This window comes from Streptomyces sp. NPDC012474 (assembly GCF_042955185.1).
Taxonomy (GTDB): Bacteria; Actinomycetota; Actinomycetes; order Streptomycetales; family Streptomycetaceae; genus Streptomyces; species Streptomyces cahuitamycinicus.
The window spans coordinates 283095-307337 of sequence record NZ_JBIBEP010000008.1 but is presented as its reverse complement, the minus strand read 5'-3'; the positions used below and the strand labels follow the sequence as shown (position 1 = coordinate 307337).

Sequence of the window (24243 nt, the reverse complement as noted above, 5' to 3'; positions counted from 1 at the left end):
GCCTGGCTTACCCAGTTACGGCCCCGAGCCGCTACGATCGCCGGAAAGCCGCCGTCCCCCGTCAGAGTGCGGCATCATCCGCTACGAAGGTCATCCATGCCCCACAGCCAAACCTCTGCATCTCGCGACAGCCGGGCCGGCGTACGCCTCGCGCGCGGAGCATCGCCGTGGCTCCTTCCGACCGTCGCCACCGCAGCCCTCAGCCTGGCCCGGGCCCGCCGCTCCGGCGCGGCCAAGGCCGTCGCCGTTCCCGCCACCGCGCTCGCGGCGGGAATGCTGTGGTTCTTCCGCGACCCCGAGCGCGAGATCACCCAGGGCCGGGTCATCTCGCCCGCCGACGGTGTGGTGCAGAGCATCATGCCGTGGAAGGACGGCCGCACCCGCGTCGCGATCTTCATGAGCCCGCTCAACGTCCACGTCAACCGCGCGCCGCTGGCCGGCACGGTGACGTCGGTGGAGCACGTACCCGGTGGCTTCGTTCCCGCCTTCAACAAGGAGAGCGAGAACAACGAGCGGGTCGTCTGGCACTTCGACACCGAGCTCGGCGACATCGAGATGATCCAGATCGCCGGCGCGGTGGCCCGCCGCATCGTCCCCTATCTGCCCCAGGGCACGAAGGTGGAGCAGGGCGAGCGGATCGGCCTGATCCGCTTCGGCTCGCGTGTCGACCTGTACCTGCCGGAGGGCGTGGAGATCGCGGTCGAGGTCGGTCAGAAGACGGTGGCTGGGGTGACTCGCATTGACCGTGATTGATCCTGATACCAAGGCCGGGTGGGTCCCGGAGGCCGACGAGGTCGACGAGGAAGAGGAGATGCCCCTCTCCCTCCGTCTGTCGATAGCGGACACCCTGACCCTCGGCAACGCCACGTGCGGCTTCATGGCGGTGTACTTCACCACCACCGGCATCCTGATCCCGCACCTCACCGGCAGCCAGGAGACCGGCATGGCCCGCCACAGCGCGGCCACGGCGGTCATCCTCATGCTCTGCGCGGCGGTCTTCGACCTCTTCGACGGCCTGGTGGCGCGCAAGCTGCGCTCCTCCCCCATGGGCGCGGAGCTGGACAACCTGTCCGACCTGATCAGCTTCGGCCTGGCACCGGCGTATTTCGTCCTCGTCTACGGCATGGTCGCGAACGACGCCCACCAGCGGGTGGCGGCGGTCGGGGCGATCGTGGTGCTGCTGGCGGTGGTGCTGCGGCTTGCGCGGTTCTCGTGCGTGACGGTGAAGGACGGCACGTTCCAGGGCATGCCCTCGCCGTTCGGTGCGCTGACGGTCGTCGCGATCGTGCTGCTCGAGCTGCCGTTCGAGGCCACGCTGCTGGCGATCGTGGGGACGGCGTGGCTGATGGTGAGCCGGGTCGAGTACCCGAAGCCCCGTGGCTGGCTCGCGGTGGCGATGCTGGTCTGGATCGTCCTGTCCATGGGTCTGCTGGCGGCCTGGGCCTTCGGCGCGCCCGGCGGACAGCTCCTCCTGCAGACGGGGTGCGCGCTCCAGCTGGTCACGGGGGCGGTGATTCCGCTGTTCGCGACGGCTCGGCGGGTGAACAACTTCCGCGACAACCGCCGCGAGGCGCGGGCGGCGCAGCTTCCGTAGCGACCGTACGACGATGAAGGCCCCCGAGCCGATGGCTCGGGGGCCTTCTTCGTGCCTGCGGCGGCGGGAACCGCCCGGCTCAGGTCAGGAAGTCCCTGGCGATGCGTTCCGCGACCCGTTCCAGGATCGGGCCCGCCCCGGCGATGCACTTCGCCACGTCCGGCTCGGCGTCCGTCAGGGGGTAGGCCCGGCGGAATCCGGCACGGCCCAGAACCTGGGGCGGCAGGGCGAGGCGTCCGCAGACCGCCACGACGTCCTTGTCCGCGGCGCGGGCCGCGGCGGCGACACCCGCCGGGGCCTTGCCGTGCAGGGTCTGCTCGTCGAGGGAGCCCTCGCCGGTGATGACCAGGTCGGCACGGTCCAGGGCGGGTGCGAAGCCCAGGACGTCGAGCATGACCTCGATACCGGGGCGGAACCGGGCGCCCAGCAGCAGGGCGCCGTAGCCGATGCCGCCCGCCGCGCCCGCACCCGGCGACGCCGCGTACTCCGCGGCCTTCGGGCCGGCCGGGCCCTGGAGCACCTTCGCGAAGTGCGCGAGGGCGGCGTCCAGGGCCGCCACGTCCTCGGGGGAGGCGCCCTTCTGGGGGCCGTAGACCGCCGGTGCGCCCTTAGGGCCGGTCAAGGGGTTGTCGACGTCGCTCGCGAGCACCAGCTCGATCTCGGCGAGTCGCGGGTCGAGTCCCGACAGGTCGGCGGTGGCCAGTTCGGCGAGTCCGCCGCCGCCCGGAGGCACCGGCTCCCCGGCGGCGTCCAGGAACCGGGCGCCGAGCGCCGACAGCATCCCGGCTCCGCCGTCGGTGGTGGCGCTGCCGCCGACCCCGAAGACGATCGTGCGGGCGCCCGCGTCCAGGGCGGCCCGCAGCAGCTCGCCGGAGCCGTACGTGGACGCCGTGAGCGGGGCGAAGACCCCGGCGGGCAGCCGCTGCAGCCCGCTCGCCTCGGCCATCTCCACGACCGCGGTGCCGTCGCGCAGCGCGAACGCCGCCGTCACCTCGTCGCCGAGGGGGCCGGCGACCCGTGCCTCCCGGCGCTGGAACCCGGCCGCGACCGCCGCGGCCACGGTCCCGTCGCCGCCATCTGCCACCGGAAGCGCCTCGACCTCCAGGTCCGGCAGGACCCGGCGCAGCCCGGCCGTGACCCGCTCGGCGACCTCCACGGCCGTCAGCGACCCCTTGAACTTGTCCGCGGCGACGAGCACCCGCTGTGCCTTCCGGGTGTCGCTCACTGCAGCGTCCGCCACTTGCACTCCCCTTGCTCTCCGGGCCCTCACGCACGTCAAGGCCAGTCGCGCCGCTGTGACCTTAACCGCAGGACGGCCCTGGCGTCAGCACGTGCCCAGCCCCTGGACCGAGGCTCCTGGAGGCGCGGGGAACTGCGCGACCGGCCACGACGGCCCCGCAGCCGCGAACGCACCGCACACCCGACCCCGTAGGCACCTCGTGAAACGGGTAGACACCCGTCATGGGCCCCGCACACACCGACACAGATCTCACCGACCGCATCCTCGGCGGCTGGACGGGCCGCATCGCGGGAAACATGCTGGGCAAGCCGGTCGAGCAGAGCGAGCTCTGGACGCGCGACCGCATCGACCGCTACCTCCGGCAGGCAGACGCACTGCCGCTGACCGACTACCTGCCCGAGCCGATCAGCGAACACGACGGCTTCGAGCTGCGTCCCGAGTGGCGCCGGTGCGTCCGCGGCCGCATCCACGGCAGCTGCCGTGACGACGACGTCGACTACGCGATCCTCGGCCTCGACCTGCTGGAGACGCACGGCTTCGGCTTCAGCACCGAGCAGGTCGGCGACCTGTGGCTGCTGCGGCTGCCGTATCTGCAGACGTTCACCGCCGAGCGTGCCGCCTACCGCAACCTCGCGAGCGGGCTGAAGCCGCCGCTGACGGCGACGTACGACAACCCGTACCAGGAGTGGATCGGCGCCCTCATCCGCGCCGACATCTTCGGCTGGACCTGCCCGGGCGTCCCGCGCCGCGCCGCCCAGCTCGCCCGGCGGGACGCGGTGCTGTCGCACACCGGGAACGGGGTCTACGGGGCGATGTGGGCGGCGGCGCTGATCGCGGCGGCGTTCACGGCGCCCACCGTGCGGCACGCCGTCGACGAGGCCCTGGCCGTGATCCCGGCGAGCAGCCGCCTCGCCCGCACGGTGCGCCGGGTGGTCTCCCTGCACGACACCCGGATGTCCTGGGAGGACACGCTCACCACGGTCGCCGAGGAGACCACCGGCATGGGGTGGATCCACACCGTCCCGAACGCGGCCGTCCTCACCGCCGGGCTGCTCTACGGCGACGGTGACTTCACCCGCACCATCACCCTGACCGTCCGCGGAGGCCTGGACACCGACTCCAACGGCGCCACCGCCGGTTCGGTGGCCGGCGTGTTCGGCGGGGCGGCGGCCATCCCCGGCCAGTGGAAGGCCCCGCTGGAGGACACGGTCCGCAGCGCGGTGTTCGGCTTCGACCGGGTGCGGATCAGCGAACTGGCGCAACGGACGCTGCGGCTGGCGGGGGCGGCGATCTGACCGCCGGGGGTGAGGCGGGATGCGGTGGTTACCCTGCACCGGTGACTTCCTCTTCTGACTACGCCGCCTACATCGCCTCCCTGCCCCGCGTCCTGGCCGGTGCCGCCGTGCTGTTCCGGGACGGCGAGGGCCGGGTGCTGCTCGTCGAGCCCAACTACCGGGAGGGCTGGACGCTGCCCGGCGGCACGATCGAGTCGGACGACGGCGAGACCCCGCGGCAGGGGGCCCGGCGCGAGGCGGCGGAGGAGATCGGCCTGGACCGGGAACTCGGCCGGCTGCTGACGGTGGACTGGGTGCACGGCACGGGGCGTCCGCCGCTGGTGGTGTACGTGTACGACGGCGGGGTGCTCAGCGAGGACGACATCAAGGCGATCCGCCTCCAGGAGGAGGAACTGCTGTCCTGGCGGCTGGTCCCGCGCGAGGAGCTGGCCGATTGTCTGCCGGGCGCCCACAGCCGTCGTGTCCTGACCGCCCTCGACGTCCTGGCCGAGGGCTCGGGCACGACGGAGCTGGAGAACGGGCACCGGGTGTTCTGACCGGCGGCGGCACCGGTTTGCTCATCGTCGGCGCCGAGCCGACCCCGTACGACGACCGTGCCGACGACGTCGCCGGGGCCCCGTCGGCAGGGCCCTGCCGGAGCCTCTGCGCGGCCTCACGGCCGAAGCGGGCCGGGAGCAGGTCCGCCCGGCGCGTGACATCAGAAGAGCGAGGCTCCGCGTTCGAAGTCCAGCAGGCGCTGCTTGCGCTCCAGGCCGCCGCCGTACCCCGTCAGGCTGCCGTTCGCCCCGATCACCCGATGGCACGGCACGATGATGCCGACGGGATTGCGGCCGTTGGCGAGGCCGACCGCGCGGGAGGCGGTGGGGCAGCCGAGGAGGCCGGCCAGCCGGCCGTAGGTGCGGGTCTCGCCGTACGGGATGCGGCGCAGGGCGTCCCAGACCGTGCGCTGGAACGGGGTGCCGTCCAGGCGGAGTTCGACCGTGAACTCCTTCAGCTCGCCCGCGAAGTAGGCCTTCAGCTGCTCTTCCGTCTCGGCGAAGAGGGTGTCGTCGCGGGTGCCGAAGGTCTCCTCGGGCGGGCGGTGACGCTGGTCGGCCATGTACAGGCCGCACAGGACACCGTCGTCGGCGACGAGAGTGAGCGGGCCGTAGGGGCTGTCGGTCACGGTGTGCTGCTTCATCGGAAGGTCCCTATACCGGAAGGAAGTTGATCGGGTGGCTGTCGGTCGCCCAGAGGTACTGGACCGCATAGGCCCGCCAGGGGCGCCAGACTCCGGCGCGGGCGGTGAGCGCGGCGGGAGTGGACGGCAGGCCCAGTTCCCGGGCCGCGCGGCGGATACCGAGGTCGGTGGGGAGGAAGGCGTCGGGGTCGCCGAGCGCGCGCATGGCGATGACGTCCACCGTCCAGGGGCCGAAACCGGGCAGGGCCAGAAGCCGCTCTCGGGTGCGGGGCCAGTCGCTCTCCACGCCGAGGTGGAGATCGCCGTCGGCGAGGGCACGGACCAGGGTGGTGAAGGTCGTGCGGCGGGTGCGCGGCATCGCCAGGGTCCCGGGGTCGAGCGCCGCGAGGGCCTCGGGGGCCGGGAAGAGGTGCGTGAGGCCGCCCTCGGGGTCCTCGACCGGTTCGCCGTACGCCGTGACCAGGCGGGCCGCGTGGGTGCGGGCGGCGGCGGTGGAGACCTGCTGGCCGAGCACGGCCCGGACGGCGAACTCGGCCTCGTCGACCGTGCGCGGCACGCGCCGGCCGGGCGCCTTGGCGACCAGCGGCGCCAGCACCGGGTCCGTGCGGAGCTGGTCGTCGATCGCCACCGGGTCGGCGTCCAGGTCGAGCAGGCGGCGGCAGCGGCTGATGGCGACGGTCAGATCGCGCAGGTCGCTGAGGGTGAGGCGGCAGGCGATGTGGTCCGGGCCGGGGGTGAGGGCCACGACGCCGTGACCGTACGGGAGGCGCAGGGTGCGGCGGTAGGAGCCGTCGCGCCACTCCTCCACGCCGGGTACGGCCGTCGCGGCGAGGTGGCCGAAGAGGTTGTCGGGGTTGAGCGGGGCGCGGAACGGCAGCCGCAGGGACAGCGCGCCGGGGGTGCTCGTGCCCTGCCGCTTCGGGGCGCGGGCGCGCAGTTCCCCCGGGGGCAGGGCGAAGACCTCACGGACCGTGTCGTTGAAGGTACGGATGGAGGCGAAGCCGGCGGCGAAGGCGATCTGCGCCATGGGCAGGGCGGTCGTCTCGATGAGCAGCCGGGCCGTCTGGGCGCGCTGCGCGCGGGCGAGCGCGAGTGGGCCGGCGCCCAGTTCGGCGAGGAGCTGCCGCTCGACCTGCCGCGTGCTGTAGCCGAGCCGGCCGGCGAGGCCGGGCACGCCCTCGCGGTCCACGACCCCGTCGGCGATCAGCCGCATGGCACGGGCCACGAGGTCGGCGCGCTGGTTCCATTCCGGGGAGCCGGGGCTGGTGTCGGGCCGGCAGCGTTTGCAGGCCCGGAACCCGGCCTGCTGACAGGCCGCCGCGCTGGGGTGGAAGACCATGTTCTCCGGCTTGGGCGGCACCACCGGGCAGCTGGGACGGCAGTAGATGCCGGTGGTCAGGACGGCCGTGAAGAACCAGCCGTCGAAGCGTGCGTCCTTCGACCGTACGGCGCGCACGCAGCGCTCGGTGTCGGTGTGCATCCCCGTCTGCATGAGTCCAGCATCCGGCACCGGGCGGCACGGGGCTGGCGAGAATCCGACATCGACGTGCGGGCCCGGCACCGTCTCACGGGCACAGATGAAGATTCATTCATGTGTTCGCGTGGGGCCGCTAGGATGACGTCATGGGTCATGGAGCCGTCACTCCCGCGCAGGACGCCGGCGAGCGCGTACGCCTGGACGCGGACAACGTCGCGAAGGTCGCCACCACGCTCCAGGCCCTGTCCACACCCTCCCGGCTGCTGATCCTGGCGCGGCTGCGCGAAGGCCCGCTGCCGGCCACGGAGTTGGCCGCCGAGGTGGGCATGGAGCAGTCGGCCTGCTCGCACCAGCTGCGGCTGCTGCGCAATCTGGGTCTGGTCGTGGGCGAGCGGCGGGGCCGTTCGGTGGTGTACGCGCTGCACGACCACCATGTCGCCGAGCTGCTCGACCAGGCCGTGTACCACGTGGAGCATCTGCGGCTGGGCATCAGCGACGCCGCCGGTTGAGGCGGCGCCGCCGACACGGTCTACGCGGTGGCGGTCGGCCGTCGCGAGGCCTCCATCGCCTCACTCACGCGCGTGAGCGGACGCAGCCGGTAGGTGTACGCGTAGTCGCGGCCCGCGAGCAGCTTGAACTCGTCGTGCGTGTGCGCCCCCCAGCTGTTGTCGCCGCCCACGCCCATCTGGCGGTGGTTGAGCCGCAGGACCACCGCGTCCCGGGGGGTGAGCTGGTAGTCGTGGCGGGCGCCGACCGAGAGGTCCTCGGGCGTGAAGTGCGAGGCGTTGACCTCCAGCAGCGGCTCACCGGACACGAGCAGTCCGCGCCCCCTGCCGTCGGTCAGCGCCGCCCATCGGACGTCGGTCTTGTTGCCGTTCTCCTGAGGGCGCAGGTACGGGGTCCACTGCTTGGAGACGGTGCCGGAGTACAGGCCCACGTCGGTGGCGTTGTTGCGGTCCCACATGTTCTCCTCGGGGCCCCGGCCGTAGTAGTGCAGCCGGTCCAGGCCCCTCGGCAGGAACAGCAGGGTGCCGACCTCCGGGATGTACGGCAGGTTCGCCGCCCCCGGGTGCAGGGTGTTGTCGACCTTGATCTCGCCGTTGCCGAAGACCGTGTACGTCGTGCTGTACGTGGACTCGGTGCCGGTGGGCAGCGTGCCGGTGACGGTGATCTCGACCGCCCGGCCGTCCAGGGGCCGCACCCTGACGTCGGCCACCTTCCGCCTGGCTCCGGCGTCCCGCCACGTCTGGTTGCGGGTGTGGTGGCCGTTGCCCCGGTCGTTGTCGGTGGGCGCCCGCCAGAAGTTCGGGACGGGGCCGGAGGTGATGAGCGGGGTGCCGCCCGCCTCGTAGGAGGTGATGGTGCCGGTGCTCTTGTCGACGGTGACGGCGAAGCCCTTGCCCTTCACGGTGACGCTCTTGTCCCCGTCGGTGTGGCCGAGGGCGGGCACGGTACGCAGCGGCGCGGGTTTCACGGCCGGGCTGCCCGCGTCGAGTTCGAGCTGCCCCTTGGCCACCTCGAAGCCGGCCTTGGCCCACTTGGCGGATTCCCTGGTGGTGAAGGAGAGCTGGAGGAAGTACTCCGTGCCGGGCTCGGGCTTCGCCGGGAGGCGCACCGGGACCTTGACGTCCTTGCTGCTCAGCGGGGCGACGTTCAGCTGGTCGCGGGTCAGCCGGCCGCGCTGGACGACCTTGCCGTCGGCGACGAGGGACCAACGGCCGTCGAACTCGCGGAGGTTGGTGAACAGGTACTCGTTGGTGAGCGTGACGGCGCCGGGGCCACCGGAGGCCGGGGTCGCGTTGATGGCCTGGTAGATCTGCTTGACCTCGGCGGACTTGCCGGTGAGGGTGCGGTCGGGCAGGACGATGCCGTCGCCGGCGAAGGCACCGTCGTTGGGGTTGTCGCCCCAGTCACCGCCGTACGCGTAGAACGTCTTGTCGCGCGGGCGCTTCTCGGTGAGGCCGGCGGTGGCCGCGTCGAACCAGAAGCGCACGCCCTCGTCGTCGGCCTTGCGGGTGTCCGAGGCCAGTTCCGCGGCGCTCAGGGCGCGGGCGTACACGCGGGCGCGGCGGATGGTGCCGCTGAACTCCCGGGTCGGGTTGTCGATGTCGGTGGCGAGCGACAGGGACGCGGTGTTGACGCCGGGGCGGCGGGTGGTGGTCCGGGTGCCGCGCACCTGCCCGTCGACGTACAGGGTGACTGTGCCCGCGTCCGCGTCGAAGACGCCGGCGATGTGGTGCTCCTTGCCGGTCCAGCCGTCGGGCAGGGCCCAGCTCGCGGTGACCCACTGGCCGCCGCCGTGGATGAAGAACTCCAGGTTCTTGTCGGTCTGCTTGAGGGCGTACTGGGTGTCGCCCTTGGCGATGACGGGCTGATGGCCACCGGTGATGTCCGGAGTGACCCAGGCCTCCAGGGTCAGGGAGCCGGTGAGGTCGAGGCGGGTGTCGCGGGGGAAGACGGTGCCGCCCGAGACGCCCTTGGCGCGGTCGAAGGTGCCGGCGGGCGCGATGATCTCGCCGCGCAGCGCTCCCGGGCCGGACTCGGTCAGCAGCTTGCGGGCGGGGGTGGGCCAGCTCAGGGCCTGGTCGGCGAAGTCCCAGATCCAGCCGCCCTGGAGGACGTCGTAGCGGCGGACGATGTCCCAGTACTTCTTGAAGTTGCCGTTGGAGTTGCCCATGCCGTGGGAGTACTCGATCATCACGTACGGCCGGGTGTCACCGGTGTCCTTGGCGCGCTGCTCGACCCGCTGCGGGCTGTCGTACATCTCGGAGCGGATGTCGCTGATGCCCGGGCGGTCGTCGCCCTCGTACTGGATGACGCGGGTGGGGTCGTAGGAGCGGATCCAGTCGTGCATGGCGTTGAAGGTGGTACCGCCGCCCGCCTCGTTGCCCAGGGACCAGATGACCACGGAGGCGTGGTTCTTGTCGCGGTGGACCATGTTCTGGGCGCGGACCACGCAGGCCTCGGTCCACTCGGGGTGACCGCTTCCCGGGAACTCGTCGCGGACACCGTGGGTCTCCAGGTTGGTCTCGTCGACGAGGTACAGGCCGTACTCGTCGGCGAGTTCGAGCCAGAGCGGGCTGTTGGGGTAGTGCGAGGTGCGGACGCTGTTGATGTTGAGGCGCTTGATGATCCCGATGTCCTCGACCATCTGCGCGCGGTTGATCGCCGAGCCGGTGACGGGATGCATCTCGTGGCGGTTGGTGCCGCGGAAGGAGACCGGCTTGCCGTTGATGCGCATCAGGCCGTCCTTCAGCGCGAACTCGCGGAAGCCGACCCGGTGCGAGAGGGTCTCCACCACCTTGCCGGCGGGGTCGCGCAGACGGAGCACGGCGGTGTAGAGGTTCGGGTGCTCGGCCGACCACAGCTTCGGTGAGGGGACGGCTCTGGACGCCTCGACCGTCACCTCGTCGCCGTCGGGGACGTCGGCGGAACGGTTCAGGGGCCGGGACCAGACCGCGTGGCCACGGGCGTCGTAGAGCTGGGTCTCGACGGTGTAGCGGCCCCCGCCCTCGCCGCCGTAGTCGCGCACGTGCGCGGTGACCTCGAGCTCGGCGGAGGTGTAGCCGTCACCGAGCGGGGTGTCCAGCTTGAAGTCGCGCAGGTGCACGCTGGGCGTGGAGTACAGGTGGACCGAGCGGAAGATGCCGCTCAGCCGGATCATGTCCTGGTCCTCCAGCCACTCCGCGTCGGAGTAGCGGTACACCTCTACGGCGATCTGGTTGGTGCCCGGCTTGAGGTGGGGGGTGATGTCGTACTCGGCGGAGGTGTAGGAGTCCTCGTGGTAGCCCACCAGTTCGCCGTTGATCCACACGTAGTGGGCGGACTTGACGCCCTCGAAGTGCAGGAAGGTGCGCCGGCCCCGCCAGTTGCGGGGCACGGTGAAGGTGCGGCGGTACTGGCCGACGGGGTTGTAGCGGGTCGGGGCGGCCGGTGGCTGGGCTTCCTCGCCACGGCCGTTGGGGCCCCACCAGGGGTAGGTGATGTTGACGTAGATCGGGAAGTCGTAGCCGTGCAGCTGCCAGGCCGAGGGGACGGGGATGGAGTCCCAGCCGGAGTCGTCGAGGTCGGTGCGGTGGAAGTCGGTGTCCCGGTCGTCGGGGCGGTCCGCGTAGGCGAACTTCCAGGTGCCGTCGAGGCTCAGCCGGTACGGCGAGCGCTCGCGGTCGCCCTTCAGGGCCTGCCCGAGGTCCGCGTAGGGCATGAGGGTGGTGTGCGGTGGCTCGGTGCCCACCCGGTACACGCTCAGGCCGTCGTTCCACTCGGGAGGGCCGTCCGCGGCCGGACGCCGCCCGGCCGCGTGTGCCGCGGCGGGCGACGCGGACAGGGCGAGCGCGCCGAGCACGGCGGCTCCTCCCTCCAGCAGTCGGCGGCGGCTGACGACCGGCCGGTCGGCGGGAGAAGGGTGCGAGTGGGGGTGCGGCATGACCGTGGCCTTCCTCGGTTCGACAGGGTGCTGCACGGACTGAGGGCATGTCAGACGGGAGCCCCAACCGCCCACCCACGATGGGTGTTTCTGTTGGGATCCGTGCAACTGACGGTGACGGAGCAACTGCTGAGCAGGCACACCCTAGGACTCGAACACAAACGAAGCAATGATCCCGTCGGACTTTGTGCGGTCCTGGTGGATCCTCGGGGTCGGGCGGCGTTCAGGACGTGAGGAACATCAGCAACTCACCCGTCAGCCGGGCGGGCGCGTCCAGCGGGACGAGATGACCGGCCTCCGGGACGGGCACCAGCCGGGCTCCCGGGATCAGGGCGGCGAGTTCCCGCCCCCTGGCGAACGGGATCCAGGTGTCCTCGGTGCCCCAGCACACCGTGACGGGCAGGTCGATCGTCGGGTAGAGCGGCTGGATCTCGTCGGTGTAGCGCTGGTCGGCCTGCGCGATCTGCCGGTAGAAGGCGGCCTGGCCCTCCTCCCCCGTCCAGGGCCCGACCAGGGCGTCGAGGGCGGCGGGACGCAGTCCGGGGTGGCTCGCGGACGAGACGTACTCGCGCACCAGGGCCTCGTGCAGTGCCGCCGGGAGCTGCTCGAAGACCCGGCTGTGTTCCCCGACCAGCCGGAAGAAGGGGGAGCCCCAGGGCTTCAGCGCCACCGGGTCGACCAGCGCGAGCCGCCGGTAGCGGGCTCCGTGCAGCAGATGGGCGCGCAGGGCCACGCACCCCCCGAAGTCGTGCGCGACGACCGCCGGCTCCTGAAGTCCCCAGTGCGCGAGCAGCCCGGCGAAGATCCGGCCCTGGGCGCCCAGTGAGACGTCCTGTCCGGCGTGCATGCCGGAGGTGCCGTAGCCCGCCATGTCCCACACGTGCACGCGGTGCCCGGCGGCGGCCAGGGCGGGCGCGACCTCGTGCCACACGTACGAGGAGAAGGGCGTCCCGTGCAGCAGCACCACCGGCTCTCCGCCGGGGTCGCCGAGCCGGTCCCAGCGCACGGTCCCCGACCCGGTGACCAGGCTCTCCCGCAGCGTCCAGTCGTCCACGAGGCCACTCCCTCCCGCCACGAGCACCCACCCGCGGCTTTTTGTCATTTCGGCGCGACAGTGCCGCTCCTCCGACCGTAATGTGACCTCATCGGACAGCCAGAGCGACAGATCATGGCGGTACCTTTGCCGCGCCGGAAGGAGCGGCTCGCATGAACGGGTATGCGACCTCGGACCGCGACGCCGTCACGGCCGCGCCCGGCGGGTTGCTGGATCTGCTGAAGGTCGCGGCGGTGGTCCTGGACGCGGGCGGGCGCATCGCGTTGTGGAGCCCCGAGATCGAGCACCTGCTCGGCTGGACCGCGGCGGAGGCCCTTCGGCAGCGCGCGGACACCCTCCTGGTCTCCCCCGAGAACCGGCCCCGCGGCAGGGAGCTCTTCGCCCAGGTCAGTACGGGGGACCGGTGGGCCGGTGTCTTCCCGCTGCGGCACCGCGACGGCACGGAACGCGCCGTGGAGTTCCGTACGATGCGCCTCCTCGACCCCGAGGGACAGCCCCACCTGCTGGGACTCGCCACGGACGCGACGACCGTACGGCAGGTGGAGCGCGACCTCGCCCTCTCGCACAGCCTCGTCAACCAGACGCCGCTCGGCATCGCCGTCTTCGACAACGACCTGCGCTGGGTCGGGGTCAATCCCGCGCTGGAGCGGATCAACGGGGTGCCCGAGGAAGCCGTGCTGGGGCGCCGCCTGGGTGAGGTGCTGCCGGGTCTGGACGTGGCGACCATCGAGGCCCGGATGCGGCACGTCCTGGAGACCGGCAGACCCCTGCTCGACCAGCAGACGGTCGGCCGTACGGCGGCGGACGTCCGGGAGCGCGCCTACTCGGAGTCGTATCACCGCATCGAGGACACCGACGGCCGGGTGCTCGGGCTCGCGATGGCCGTGCTGGACGTCACCGAGCGCCAGCAGGCCGCGGCGGAGGTCGCGCAGGCGCGCCAGCACCTGTCGGTGATCGCCGACGCGGGCATGAAGATCGGCACCACGCTGGACCTCCAGCAGACCGCCCGGGAGCTGGCCGGTGTGGTCGTGCCGCACCTCGCCGACCTGGCCGCCGTGGACGTCCTGGAGTCGGTCGTGGCCAGCGGCACCATCACACCCGTGTCGGGCGGCGCCCCGGCCGAGTTCCGGGCGCTGGCCGTCGCGGCCGGCTACCCCACCGACGCCATCCACGCCGCCGACCCGGTGGGCGAGGTGGCCACGTACGGCTCGTCGCGGGTCATCACCCAGTGCGTGCGCAGCGCCCGCCCGGTCCTGATCGAGCGCGTGGACGGCAAGATGCTGCGGCGTCTGGCCCGGGACTCACGGGCCGCCCAGGCCCTGCACGAGGCCGGTGCCCACTCCTACCTGGCGCTGCCGCTGGTGGCCCGGGGCAAGGTACTCGGCACGCTCTCGCTCTACCGCACGGTCAACGAGCGCCCCTTCGACGACCGGGACCAGGTGCTCGCCTCCGAACTGGCCGCCCGGGCCGCGATCTGCATAGACAACGCCCGCCTCTACGGCCGCGAGCGCGGCACCGCCCTGACCCTGCAGCGCAGCCTGCTGCCGAGCACGCCCGCCGAACGGGAGGGGCTGGACATCGCCGCCCGCTACCGCCCGGCCCTCAGTGAGGTCGGCGGCGACTGGTACGACGTCCTGCCGCTGGGCCCGGGGCGCACCGCGCTGGTCGTCGGGGACGTCATGGGCAAGGGCGTCCAGGCCGCTGCGATCATGGGGCAGCTGAGCACGGCGACGCGGGCGCTGGCCCGGCTGGACCTGCCACCGGCCGAGCTGCTGCGCCACCTCGACGACATCGCCGGCTCGCTGGGCGACGCCATCGCCACGTGTGTGTACGCGGTGTGCGACCTGGAGCGCGGCACCTGCGAGCTGTCCAGCGCCGGGCATCTGCCGCCGGTGCTCGCCGGGACGGACGGGAGCGCGAAGCTCCTCGACGTGCCGAGCGGTGTGCCGCTCGGGGTCGGCGGCGTGGCGTTCGGCACGCTGGAGGTGGACCTCGCCCCGGGCTCCCTGCTCGCCCTCTACACGGACGGGCTGGTCGAGAACCGGTCGGAGCCGATCGACACCGGCCTCGACACGCTGACCCGCCTGCTCCGGAACACGGGGCCCAGCCTGCAGCGCGCGAGCGACAGTCTGCTCAGCGCGCTGAGTCCCGAACCGGACGACGACGTGGCCCTGCTGCTGGTCCGCAGGCGGACCTGAGGCGACGGCTCAGGCGTCACCCCTGCGTGGGGTGCACAGGGCCCAGATGATGAACGCGGACATCGCGATCATGACCACGGACCAGACCGGGTAGGCCGGCAGGGAGAGGAAGTTGGCGATGATGACGAGTCCGGCGATGCCCACGCCGACGGCGCGCGCCCAGCCGGACCCCTGGAACAGACCCATGCTGACGAGCACGGCGACCACACCCAGGGCGAGGTGGATCCAGCCCCAGCCGGTGAGATCGAACGCGAAGACGTAGTTGGGGGTCGAGACGAAGACCTCGTCCTCGGCGATGGCCGCGATGCCGCGCATCACGGCGAGGATCCCGGTAATCATGAGCATGACGGCCGCGAAGACCATCGTGCCGGTGGCCAAGCCGTGCTTCGCCGTCCTGTGCCCGTGCGTCGGGTGTGTGGCGGTCATGAGTTGCCTCGTTTCTGCTGCGTTCGGCGCGGTCAGCGACCAGAGGAGGAGGTGGCCTGCCGCGAGGATGCCGATGGGCCGGAGCCGCTCAGGACCAGGTCCTTGGCCTTGCGGAACTCCTCGTCCGTGATGTCACCGCGGGCGCGGATCTCGGACAGCCTGGCGAGTTCGTCGACGCTGCTCGGCCGGTCGTCGCCGCCCCTGGCGGTCTGCCGTATGTAGCTGTCCATGGCCTCCTGCTGCTCGCGGGCGTGTGAGATTTCCCTGCGTCCCATGTTCTTGCCGCGGGCGATGACGTAGACGAACACCCCGAGGAAGGGCAGGACGATGCAGAACACCAGCCAGCCCGCCTTGGCCCCGCCGCTCAGCGAGTCGTCGCGGAAGATGTCGAAGACGATCCGGAAGAGCAGCACGAACCACATGATCCACAGGAAGAACCACAGCATCGCCCAGAAGGCGCTCAGCAGCGGAAAGTCGTACGCCAGGTAGGTCTGCGCACTCATGTCACCCCTCCGTCCCGGGCACCCGCCCGGCAGCCGTTGCGTGCCGCTGTCAGCCTGCTCGCGATCCGCACCGCGCCGCATCACCCGGAGCGGGTGATCGTGTGGCCGCCGCGCGGGAACAACGGGGGGCGCTTTCCCGGCCCGCCGGCTCAGGCGTTCCCGGTGGGGCCGTGCGCAACGCCGGCGGACGATCCGCGCGGCGCCGCCCGCCGGGCGTGCGCGAGCCGCTCCTCCTCTCCGGCGAGCCGCCGATCCGTCGGTACTCCGGCTCTCCGGTTCTCCGGCTCTCCGGTTCTCCGGTTCTCCGGTTCTCCGGCTCTCCGGCTCTCCGGCTCTCCGGTCCTCCGGTCCTCCGGTCCTCCGGTCCTCCTGGGCGGGAACGCCGCTGCCGAGCAGCGTCGCCTGCGCCACCGGCCACCGGGTCACCCCTGGTGGGTGATCCGTCCCCGGCGCCACCGCGGTGAGGTGGTGAGGTGGTGACACCCCATGTCGGCGCAGGAGCACGAGAAACGAGATGAACGATCCAGCGATGGCCCGGGCCACGCCCGCCAGGCTCCGGCAGAAGCAGGACCAGGAGCGAGAGCGGCGTCGGCGACCGCACGGTCCGCGGCGACGCGCGAGGGCCGCGGTCCTCGTGCGCGCGGTGCTCATCGCGACCGGTCTCGTCACCGTCTACTACGTGCTGCCTCTTGACGGGCGGAGCACGACCGGCACCTCGGCACTGCTCGCCTGCGGCCTGCTGCTGTGCGTCGTGGTCTTCTGGTGGGAGGTCCGGGCCATCGCGTACTCGCCCTACCCGCGGCTGAAGGCCGTCGAGGCCCTGGCCGCCACGCTGATCCTCTTCCTCCTGCTCTTCGCGGGCACCTACTACCTCCTGGAGCACTCCGCCCCGGGTTCCTTCAGCGAACCGCTGACCAAGACCGACTCCCTGTACTTCACACTCACCACGTTCACCACGGTCGGGTACGGGGACATCGCCGCCCGTTCCCAGACCGGACGCGTACTGACGATGGTGCAGATGGCGGGCGGACTGCTGCTGGTGGGCGTCGCCGCACGGATTCTCGCCGGTGCCGTACAGGCGGGCCTGCGCCGTCGGGGACGGGAGCCCTCGGACGACCTCACCCCGCGGCCGGAGGACTGAGCCATGACCGTACCGGGCCCTCTCACGACCTTCCTGTCGCCGGCCGAACGGGCGGCCGAGGGCCGGAACGTGCGACGGCACGTCCCCCGCTCGTCCCACGGCTACTTCGACGCGGGGCCGCAGCGCTTCGACCCGGTCGAGGTGGTGGAACGTCAGTCAGCCACCCGCATACCGGAGTTGGTGCCGATCCGCTACGCCCGGATGCTGGAGTCCCCGTTCCGCTTCTACCGGGGCGCGGCGGCCATCATGGCGGCGGACCTCGGGGCCGTCGCGGACACCGGACTGCGGGTGCAGCTCTGCGGCGACGCCCATCTGCTGAACTTCCGGCTGCTGGCCTCGCCGGAACGCCATCTGGTGTTCGACATCAACGACTTCGACGAGACCCTGGCCGGACCGTTCGAATGGGATGTCAAGCGGCTGGCGGCCAGTTTCGCCATCGCGGGCCGGGCCAACGGTTTCGAGACCGAGGAGCAGAACCGGGTCGTGGAGAGGTGTGTGCGGGCCTACCGGCAGCGAATGCGGGAGTTCGCGGGCATGCGCACCCTGGACATCTGGTACGCGCAGGACGACGCCGACCGGCTGCGGGAACTGATGGCCGCGTCGATGACCAAGGAGGCCAGGCGCCGTACCGACGAGGCGACGGCGAAGGCCAGGACCCGCACTCACCTCCAGGCCTTCGAGAAACTCACCCGGGTCACGGACGAAGGCCGGCGGATCACCCCCGACCCGCCCCTGATCACCCCGCTGCGCGACCTGGTGGACGACTCCGCGCCGCACGGGCAGGAGAAGGAGCTGCGCGCCGTCCTGGAGGGATACGCGCGGACCCTGTCGTCCGAGCGCCGGCACCTGCTGCGTCGCTTCCGGCTGGTCGACATCGCCCGCAAGGTGGTGGGCGTCGGCAGCGTCGGCACCCGCTGCTGGATCGTGCTCCTGCTCGGCCGGGACGACGACGACCCGCTGCTGTTGCAGGCCAAGGAGGCACAGGCGTCGGTGCTCGCCGACCACACCGACGGCATCCGCTACGACAACGAGGGACGCCGCGTGGTGGCGGGCCAGCGGCTGATCCAGACGACCAGCGACATCCTCCTCGGCTGGACGCACGCCACGGGCCTCGACGGACACGAGCGGGACTTCTACGTACGTCAGCTGCGCGACTGGAAGGGCATCGCACGGCCGGACACCATGGGCCCGGACCTGCTGCGGCTGTTCGCCGGGCTGTGCGGAGCGAGCCTGGCGAGGGCCCATGCCCGCTCGGGCGATCCCGTGGCCATCGGGGCGTACCTCGGCGGCGGGAACCGCTTCGATCGCGCGCTCACCGCGTTCGCGCAGTCCTACGCCGACCGTAACGAGCGGGACTTCGCCGCACTGGGCGCCGCCGCCCGCTCCGGCCGGGTTCACGCGGCGCCCTCGTGAGCCGGTCACTCCGGCAACTGGCGCATCTCCACGACCCTGAGCCCCAGCGACTGGAAACGGGCCAGCAGACCGTACAGGTGGGCCTCGTCCACGACCGGGCCGTACAGCAGCGTCTGCCCGGACACCACCACGTGGTCCAGTTCCGGGAAGACCTTGGCCAGTGTCTCCGACATCTGTCCGGCGATGCGGATCTCGTAGCGCATGAGCTGCTCTCCCGCGGGCGGCCCGAGAGTGGGAGGCGCGCCCTTCCCCAGCGATGGTCCGCCTCGGCGGCCCGCGCGCCCTCACCCGGCACAGGTGAACCTCCGCGGGCGCCCCGCGGAGCTCGCGTCCGTGCTGAGCCGCAGCCGCGCCGCACCCGCCCCCCCCCGTGAGGGGGTAGGGCCGAGCGGCGCCCCGCACGACGGGGCCCGAGCCACGCCCCGCGCCAGAGGGCCCGAGCCACGCCCCGCGCAAGGTGGGCAGGCCAGCCGCGGGGTCACAGGATCCGCGCCTCGCGGGCGCGGCGGACCGCGTCGCCGCGCCGGCTCACCGCGAGCTTGCGGTAGATGCTCTTGAGGTGGGTCTTCACGGTGTTCACCGACACGTGGAGGTCGGTTGCGATCTCCTCCGTCGACCTCATCTCGGCCAGCCTGCGCAGCACGTCACGCTCACGCGCGCTCAGTTCGTCGACCACGAGCGGCCGCGGCTGTGCGGTGGGGACGGGGGGACCGTTCCCGGGTCCGGGGAGGAGCCAGCCGGCCGCCAGCTCCCGCAGGCGGCCGGTGCCGAGCAGCGGGCGGATCCAGGGGCCGGTTTCCAGGAACGGCAGGCGCAGCTGCTCGCGCCTGCCGTCCTGGAGGGCCCGGCCGAGCAGGCGGTGGGCGGTGGTGTGGTCGCCGAGCTCGTGGGCGGCCTGGGCACGGACCAGCGTGGCCCGGACGGTCACCGCCGGCCCGGGCCGGTCGGCCTCCGGCAGGCTGTGGAGCATTTCGAGCGCTTCCTCGGGGTGGCCCGCCGCGAGCCGGGCCCGGGCGGCCTGCACGGCGCAGGCGGCCCGGCGGTCGGCCACATGTTCGACGGCCTTCCGGGCCGACTCGGGTTGCCCCTGGGCCAGGTAGGCGGCGGAGGCGAGGGCCGCGGCGTGGTCCTCGGCCCAGGGTGAGCTCACGACGGCCGGGACGATCGTGTCCGCCGCCGCCAGCGCCGCCCGGGTATCTCCCTTGGCCAGCAGCAGCCGGCCCCTGGTGAGCATCCGGCCCGCTTCCTCGACGGGATCCTCTCCGGGAAGGCGGGAGGCGGCGGCCTCGTCGAGAAGCGTCTGCGCCTCGTCGAGTTCGGCACGGTCGATGAGGACGGCGGCCCGGACCAGAGCGCCGAGGCCGGCCCCGGACCGCTGGGACAGGCTGTACCGCTGTGCCTGGCCGGCCGCCGCCAGGGCTTTGTGCTCCGCCCGGCCGAGCCAGCCGTTCAGGTAGTCGATCAGAGCCAGGTGGCCCAGAGCCTCCCATCGGGGCAGCGCCATGGCCGCTCCGCCGGGTCGTCCGGCAACCGCCGACAGGACGGTCCGGGCGTCCTCGAAGCGCCCGGCCCACAGACGGGCGCAGCCCAGGTGGGTGAGCAGCAGGGCGTTCAGCTCCGGGTGCTCGTCGAGCAGACGCCCGGGAACGTCCGGCCGGAGGGCCAGCGCCTGCTCCGCGGCGCGTTCCGCCCTGCCCGGGGTTCCGGTCAGCCGGGCCGCCAGGGCTTCCAGCAGGGCGCAGGCGAGCCCGGCCGCCGCCGGGTCCGTCGCGCCGTCCCGGGCCAGTTCCTCCTCGGCCCGGCGCAGGTGTGCCAGGCCGTGTTCGACATCGCGGCCGGCCAGCTCGCGGGCCGCGCGGACGAGGTCCGGGGCCGGGCCCCTGACGTCGGGGCCCATCCGCTCGAACAGCGCGGTCAGGTCGTCGGAGCGCAGGCCGGTGAACAGCTGCCCGAGGGCGAGGTCGTCGATCACCGCCCGTGCGGTGAACACCCAGTCGTCCGCCGCCGCACCCTGGGCGAGCGCCTCGGGCAGGGCTCCGGAACGCCGCAGCCACCGGGCCGCCCGGCTGCGCAGTTCCTGCTCCAGGCCGGGGAAGCGCTCGCGCAGGTGGGCGCGGAGGATCTCGGCGAACAAGGGGTGCAGGGTGTACCACGAGTGGCCGAGGTAGTGGACGAAGGCGTTCTCGCGCTGCAACGCGGCCAGGACGGCCTCCGCGTCCGTGCGCTGTGTCAGCGCGTTGACCAGGTCGGGGCAGCAGCGCTCCAGAACGCTGATGTGCAGCAGCAGGTCCTGTATGCCGGGGGCCTGCCGGTCGAGCACCTCGGCCAGCAGGAAGTCGGCCACCGCGCTGTGATCCGCCTCGAACTGCTTGAGGTAGGTGTGCGGATCCGGGCTCTGCCGGGCGGCGAGCGCACAGAGCCTGAGCCCCGCGGCCCATCCCCGGGTCCGTTCCACCACGGCCTGCACGGCGCTCGCGGGCAGGTGCAGGCCATGTCGTGCCAGGAGCTCATGGGCCTCATCGGGGGTGAAGGCCAGCTCTGCGTCCCGGATCTCCGTCATCTCGCCCGACGCCCGGTAGCGGTGCAGCGGCAGCAGGGGTTCGGTGCGGGTGACCAGCACCAGACGCAGGCCCCGCCCGGCGTGGTGCAGGACGAACTCCAGCTGTTCGGCGATCTCGCGGGAGGCCACGCGATCGAACTCGTCGAGGACGACGACCGCGGGGTGCTCCCTGGCCTCGAGACCGGCGGCGAGCCGGGTGAGCGTCCGCGGGTCCACGCGGCTCGCCTCCGCGGGGCTGCCGACCTCGCTCGCCACCGCCATGCCGGCCGCGCGCAGAGCCTGCAGCACGTGCGCCCAGAAGACGCCGGGGCCCTGATCGGTGGTCTCGGCGGTGAGCCAGGCGACCGGGTGGCGCAGGCGTGCGGCCCAGTCGGCGACCAGGAGCGTCTTGCCCGCCCCGGCCGACCCGTTGACCATCGTCAGGGGCGTCCCCAGCGCCTGGTCGAGGTGCCCGGTCAGGCGCGGCCGGCACACGAAGGTGGCGGGCCTGGCCGGCAGGGCGAACCGGGTGCGCAGCAGCGGGTCGCCGGTGGGGTCGGCGCACGCGAGCCCCGCCTGAGGAGTCGCATCAGTCGCGGCCATGGGGTCCACCCCTGCCTGCCGTCCGTCAGTCGGTCCTGACCTGGCGATCGTCCCGATCAGCATCTCAGTGTTCGCTCACCCGCGCATGCCCGCCGTGCCTCATCGTTCCCCGTCAACCACCCGTGGCGGGCGATGCGGTCACCGCTGCGCCGGGAGTTTCCTGGGGTGACGCACCGGCGCGCGGGGCGCATCGGCGATCATCATCCAGAGCGGGCCGCTCGGCACGGCCGGGGCGGCTCGGAACGGGAGTACCGACCATGTGCCGCTGGCTCGCCTACTCGGGCACCCCCGTGCTGCTCGACGACGTCCTCTACCGTCCCGAGCACTCGCTGATCGACCAGAGTCTGCACGCGCGGATGGGGGTCGAGACCACCAACGGCGACGGCTTCGGCGTCGGCTGGTACGCGTGGCATCTGCGTACCCCGGCCGTCATCCGCGACACGGGTCCGGCCTGGAGCGACCGCAATCTGCGGGAGATCGCCGACCACGTCCGCTCGTCGCTGTTCTTCGCCCATGTGCGGGCCTCCACCGGCACCGCCGTGCAGCAGACCAACTGCCACCCCTTCCGGCACGGGCGGTGGATGTGGATGCACAACGGGGCGATCGCCGGGTTCTCCGCGCTGCGCCGCGATCTCATGATGGCCATCGCGCCGGAGCTGTTCCCTTCGCTCGAGGGCACGACGGATTCCGAGGTGATGTTCCACGTGGCCCTCACACTCGGTCTCGACGGCGATCCGCCCGGCGCGGTGGCCCGGATGGCGGGGCTCGTCGAGCGGCTCGGGCACGAGCACGGGGTGCCGGAGCCCCTCCAGATGACGATCGCGGTGACCGACGGTGAGCGGGTGTGGTTCTTCCGGTACTCCAGCGGCGGGGCCTCGCGCTCGCTGTACTACAGCAGCCGGGTGGAGGACGTGCGCGCCCTGCACCCCGATCTCGCTTTCCTGAACCACATCTCGGACGAGACCCGGCTGGTGGTGTCGGAACCGCTGGGCGATCTTCCCGGGGTGTGGAACACCGTCCCGGAGAGCAGCTACGGCGTCGTCCAGCCCGGCCGGTACCTGATGCGGCACTTCGAGCCCGAGCCCGTCTGAGCGCGGCCGTCCCGCGGCTCAGCGAAGGTGCGCGGCGAACGCCTCGTACGCGGGCCGGTCGAAGAGGACGAACCTGACCTCCTCGACCGTGGTATCCGCCGCCCGTACGGTCTCGATCGCGATGCGGGCGCCGTCGTCCACCGGCCAGCCGTAGACGCCGGTGGAGACGGCGGGGAACGCGACGCTGCGGGCGCCGAGTTCACCGGCGACGCGGAGCGACTCGCGGTAGCAGGAGGCCAGGAGGGCGGAGCGGTCCTCGGTCTCGCTGAACACCGGGCCGACCGTGTGGACGACCCAGCGGGCGTCCAGGTCGCCCGCGGTGGTGGCGACGGCCTGGCCGGTGGGCAGGCCCTTGCCGAGGTGCGCCGCGCGGAGCCTGCGGCAGTCCTCCAGGATGGCGGGGCCGCCGCGGCGGTGGATCGCCCCGTCCACCCCTCCCCCGCCCAGCAGCGACGAGTTGGCCGCGTTGACGATCGCGTCGGCGCTCTCGCGGGTGATGTCGCCCTGCACCAGTTCGATGGCCGTCACGTCTGCCTCAGCCTCTTCCAGACGGCCTTCGCCGCGTTGTGCCCCGACATGCCGTGCACTCCGGGGCCCGGCGGGGTCGCCGACGAGCAGATGAAGACGGCCGGATGCGGGGTGCGGTACGGGAACAGGGTGAGCTTGGGGCGCAGCAGGAGCTGGAGGCCCGAGGCCGCGCCGGAGGCGATGTCCCCGCCGACGTAGTTGGCGTTGCGGGCGGCGAGTTCGGGCGGGCCGGCCGTGGCGCGGGCCAGGACGCGGTCGCGGAATCCCGGGGCGAAGCGTTCCAGTTGGCGCTCGATGGTGTCGGTGAGGTCGCCGGTCCAGCCGTGCGGGACGTGTCCGTAGGCCCAGAAGACGTGCTTGCCCGCCGGTGCCCGGGTGGGGTCGACGACGCTCGGCTGGACGGTGATCAGGAACGGTTTGTCGGGGGCCCGGCCCTCCCGGGACGCCGCGTTCAGGGCCGCGCCGATCTCCGCGCTGCTCGCGCCGACCTGCACCGTGCCGGCGGCGCGGGCCTCCTTGGCGGTCCAGGGCACGGGGCCGTCCAGCGCGTAGTCGATCTTGAAGACGCCCGGTCCGTAGCGGTAACCGGCGTAGTGGTTGCCGAAACCGGCGATGCGGGCCAGGGCGGTGGGCGAGGTGTCGAAGACGTACGCCCGGGCCGGCGGCAGATCGTCGAGGCGCTTGACCTCGTAGTCGGTGTGGACGCTGCCGCCGAGGTCCCGCAGGTAGGCGGTGAGGGCGTCGGAGAGGGACTGGGAGCCGCCGCGGGCGACGGGCCAGCCGCGGGCGTGCGCCGCGAGGGCGAAGACCAGGCCGATGGCGCCGGTGGCGAAGCCGCCGAGCGGGGCCATGACGTGGGCGACGAGCCCGGAGAACAGTGCCTTGGCCGGTTCGTCGCGGAAGCGGCGCATCAGCAGCGTCGACGGGGGCAGCCCGGCCAGGCCGAAGCGGGCGAGAGTCACCGGGTCGCGGGGCAGCGCGGTCAGCGGCAGCGACATGAAGTCCCGGGCGAGGGTGTCCCACTTGGGCAGGAAGGGCTCGATGAGCCTGCAGTACGCGCCGGCGTCGCGCGGGCCGAAGGAGGCGGCGGTCTCGCCGACGGTCCGGGCCAGGACGGCCGCCGTGCCGTCCGGGAAGGGGTGCGCCATGGGCAGCTCGGCGTGCAGCCACTCCAGGCCGTACCGGTCGAGTGGCAGCGCGCGGAACGCCGGGGAGTTGATGGCGAGCGGGTGGGCCGCGGAGCACGGGTCGTGCCGGAAGCCGGGGAGGGTGAGCTCCTCGGTGCGGGCTCCACCCCCCACGGTGCTCCGGGCCTCGAAGACGGCGACGGAGAAGCCGCGGCGGGCCAGCTCCACGGCCGCGGTCAGTCCGTTCGGCCCCGCTCCCACTACGACGGCATCGAGCATCGACGGCACCTGGACCCCTTCGTCAGCCGACGGCCACTGGGGATCAGGATATGCCCGGGAACTGACAGTCACCGGCCGCCGGTGATTTCCGGCAGGGAAGGCCGCTTTTGCGACGACGGAACCCCTCGC

Annotated in this window: 20 protein-coding genes; 9 read left to right on the top strand and 11 right to left on the bottom strand. The window is 72.5% G+C overall.

The window, feature by feature from the left end; genetic code table 11:
- Positions 1-96: 96 nt before the first annotated feature.
- Together ACFY9S_RS20180 and pssA are read left to right on the top strand one after the other, a co-directional pair.
- Entirely contained in the window at positions 97-753 is a 657-nt protein-coding gene (locus ACFY9S_RS20180; RefSeq protein ID WP_102908334.1) for a phosphatidylserine decarboxylase, read from the top strand.
- Positions 754-811: 58 nt separating this feature from the next.
- On the top strand, positions 812-1594 hold the full coding sequence (gene pssA, locus ACFY9S_RS20175) for a CDP-diacylglycerol--serine O-phosphatidyltransferase (protein WP_161363176.1): 783 nt from the start codon (positions 812-814) through the stop codon (positions 1592-1594).
- A gap of 79 nt (positions 1595-1673) precedes the next feature.
- On the opposite strand, the gene ACFY9S_RS20170 is transcribed toward pssA, so the two are convergent.
- Positions 1674-2792 carry a glycerate kinase gene (locus tag ACFY9S_RS20170; RefSeq protein WP_391130427.1) on the bottom strand — a complete coding sequence of 373 codons (1119 nt, stop codon included), beginning with the start codon at positions 2790-2792 and terminating at the stop codon, positions 1674-1676.
- A gap of 263 nt (positions 2793-3055) precedes the next feature.
- Here ACFY9S_RS20170 and ACFY9S_RS20165 point away from each other — a divergent pair, with 263 nt between their 5' ends.
- Entirely contained in the window at positions 3056-4129 is a 1074-nt protein-coding gene (locus ACFY9S_RS20165) for an ADP-ribosylglycohydrolase family protein (RefSeq protein WP_391130274.1), read from the top strand.
- A 41-nt stretch (positions 4130-4170) separates the two neighbouring features.
- Entirely contained in the window at positions 4171-4665 is a 495-nt protein-coding gene (locus ACFY9S_RS20160) for an NUDIX domain-containing protein (RefSeq protein WP_391130271.1), read from the top strand.
- 161 nt (positions 4666-4826) lie between these two features.
- On the opposite strand, the gene ACFY9S_RS20155 is transcribed toward ACFY9S_RS20160, so the two are convergent.
- Positions 4827-5309, bottom strand: a complete 483-nt coding sequence (locus ACFY9S_RS20155; protein ID WP_391130268.1) for a methylated-DNA--[protein]-cysteine S-methyltransferase — start codon at positions 5307-5309, stop codon at positions 4827-4829.
- Positions 5310-5319: 10 nt separating this feature from the next.
- The gene (locus ACFY9S_RS20150) at positions 5320-6801 is read right to left on the bottom strand and encodes an AlkA N-terminal domain-containing protein (RefSeq protein WP_391130265.1); all 1482 of its coding nucleotides are present in this window, start codon (positions 6799-6801) and stop codon (positions 5320-5322) included.
- A 131-nt stretch (positions 6802-6932) separates the two neighbouring features.
- Between ACFY9S_RS20150 and ACFY9S_RS20145 the strand changes: the two genes are divergently transcribed.
- Positions 6933-7295, top strand: coding sequence for a metalloregulator ArsR/SmtB family transcription factor (locus ACFY9S_RS20145; RefSeq protein ID WP_102908330.1), 363 nt, complete (start codon positions 6933-6935; stop codon positions 7293-7295).
- A 20-nt stretch (positions 7296-7315) separates the two neighbouring features.
- Here ACFY9S_RS20145 and ACFY9S_RS20140 read toward each other — a convergent pair whose 3' ends face one another.
- Complete coding sequence (locus ACFY9S_RS20140) at positions 7316-11212, bottom strand: glycoside hydrolase family 2 TIM barrel-domain containing protein (RefSeq protein ID WP_391130262.1); 3897 nt, start codon at positions 11210-11212, stop codon at positions 7316-7318.
- Between the two features lie 223 nt (positions 11213-11435).
- Positions 11436-12266: an alpha/beta fold hydrolase gene (locus tag ACFY9S_RS20135; RefSeq protein ID WP_391130259.1), complete on the bottom strand. Its 831-nt coding sequence runs from the start codon at positions 12264-12266 to the stop codon at positions 11436-11438.
- A gap of 152 nt (positions 12267-12418) precedes the next feature.
- On the opposite strand from ACFY9S_RS20135, the gene ACFY9S_RS20130 reads away from it, so the two are divergent.
- Positions 12419-14464 (top strand): SpoIIE family protein phosphatase, encoded by a 2046-nt coding sequence (locus ACFY9S_RS20130; RefSeq protein WP_391130256.1) that lies wholly within the window; start codon positions 12419-12421, stop codon positions 14462-14464.
- 9 nt (positions 14465-14473) lie between these two features.
- Here ACFY9S_RS20130 and ACFY9S_RS20125 read toward each other — a convergent pair whose 3' ends face one another.
- Together ACFY9S_RS20125 and ACFY9S_RS20120 are read right to left on the bottom strand one after the other, a co-directional pair.
- Positions 14474-14890 (bottom strand): hypothetical protein, encoded by a 417-nt coding sequence (locus tag ACFY9S_RS20125; RefSeq protein ID WP_391130253.1) that lies wholly within the window; start codon positions 14888-14890, stop codon positions 14474-14476.
- Positions 14891-14922: 32 nt separating this feature from the next.
- On the bottom strand, positions 14923-15393 hold the full coding sequence (locus ACFY9S_RS20120; protein ID WP_391130250.1) for a PLDc N-terminal domain-containing protein: 471 nt from the start codon (positions 15391-15393) through the stop codon (positions 14923-14925).
- A 514-nt stretch (positions 15394-15907) separates the two neighbouring features.
- Between ACFY9S_RS20120 and ACFY9S_RS20115 the strand changes: the two genes are divergently transcribed.
- The gene (locus ACFY9S_RS20115) at positions 15908-16534 is read left to right on the top strand and encodes an ion channel (protein ID WP_391130248.1); all 627 of its coding nucleotides are present in this window, start codon (positions 15908-15910) and stop codon (positions 16532-16534) included.
- Between the two features lie 3 nt (positions 16535-16537).
- Positions 16538-17947 (top strand): DUF2252 family protein, encoded by a 1410-nt coding sequence (locus tag ACFY9S_RS20110; protein WP_391130244.1) that lies wholly within the window; start codon positions 16538-16540, stop codon positions 17945-17947.
- Between the two features lie 5 nt (positions 17948-17952).
- Here the strand turns inward: ACFY9S_RS20110 and ACFY9S_RS20105 are convergent, their stop codons facing one another.
- Both ACFY9S_RS20105 and ACFY9S_RS20100 read right to left on the bottom strand, forming a co-directional pair.
- Positions 17953-18150: a hypothetical protein gene (locus ACFY9S_RS20105; RefSeq protein WP_391130241.1), complete on the bottom strand. Its 198-nt coding sequence runs from the start codon at positions 18148-18150 to the stop codon at positions 17953-17955.
- A gap of 275 nt (positions 18151-18425) precedes the next feature.
- Positions 18426-21089 (bottom strand): LuxR C-terminal-related transcriptional regulator, encoded by a 2664-nt coding sequence (locus tag ACFY9S_RS20100; RefSeq protein WP_391130239.1) that lies wholly within the window; start codon positions 21087-21089, stop codon positions 18426-18428.
- 257 nt (positions 21090-21346) lie between these two features.
- Between ACFY9S_RS20100 and ACFY9S_RS20095 the strand changes: the two genes are divergently transcribed.
- Positions 21347-22180 (top strand): class II glutamine amidotransferase, encoded by an 834-nt coding sequence (locus tag ACFY9S_RS20095; RefSeq protein WP_391130236.1) that lies wholly within the window; start codon positions 21347-21349, stop codon positions 22178-22180.
- Between the two features lie 18 nt (positions 22181-22198).
- On the opposite strand, the gene ACFY9S_RS20090 is transcribed toward ACFY9S_RS20095, so the two are convergent.
- Together ACFY9S_RS20090 and ACFY9S_RS20085 are read right to left on the bottom strand one after the other, a co-directional pair.
- A complete protein-coding gene (locus tag ACFY9S_RS20090) occupies positions 22199-22708 on the bottom strand; it encodes an O-acetyl-ADP-ribose deacetylase (protein ID WP_391130233.1) in 510 nt (169 codons plus the stop codon).
- The gene (locus ACFY9S_RS20085; protein WP_102911966.1) at positions 22705-24114 is read right to left on the bottom strand and encodes an NAD(P)/FAD-dependent oxidoreductase; all 1410 of its coding nucleotides are present in this window, start codon (positions 24112-24114) and stop codon (positions 22705-22707) included. The genes ACFY9S_RS20090 and ACFY9S_RS20085 overlap by 4 nt, the downstream gene beginning before the upstream one ends.
- Positions 24115-24243: the final 129 nt, after the last annotated feature.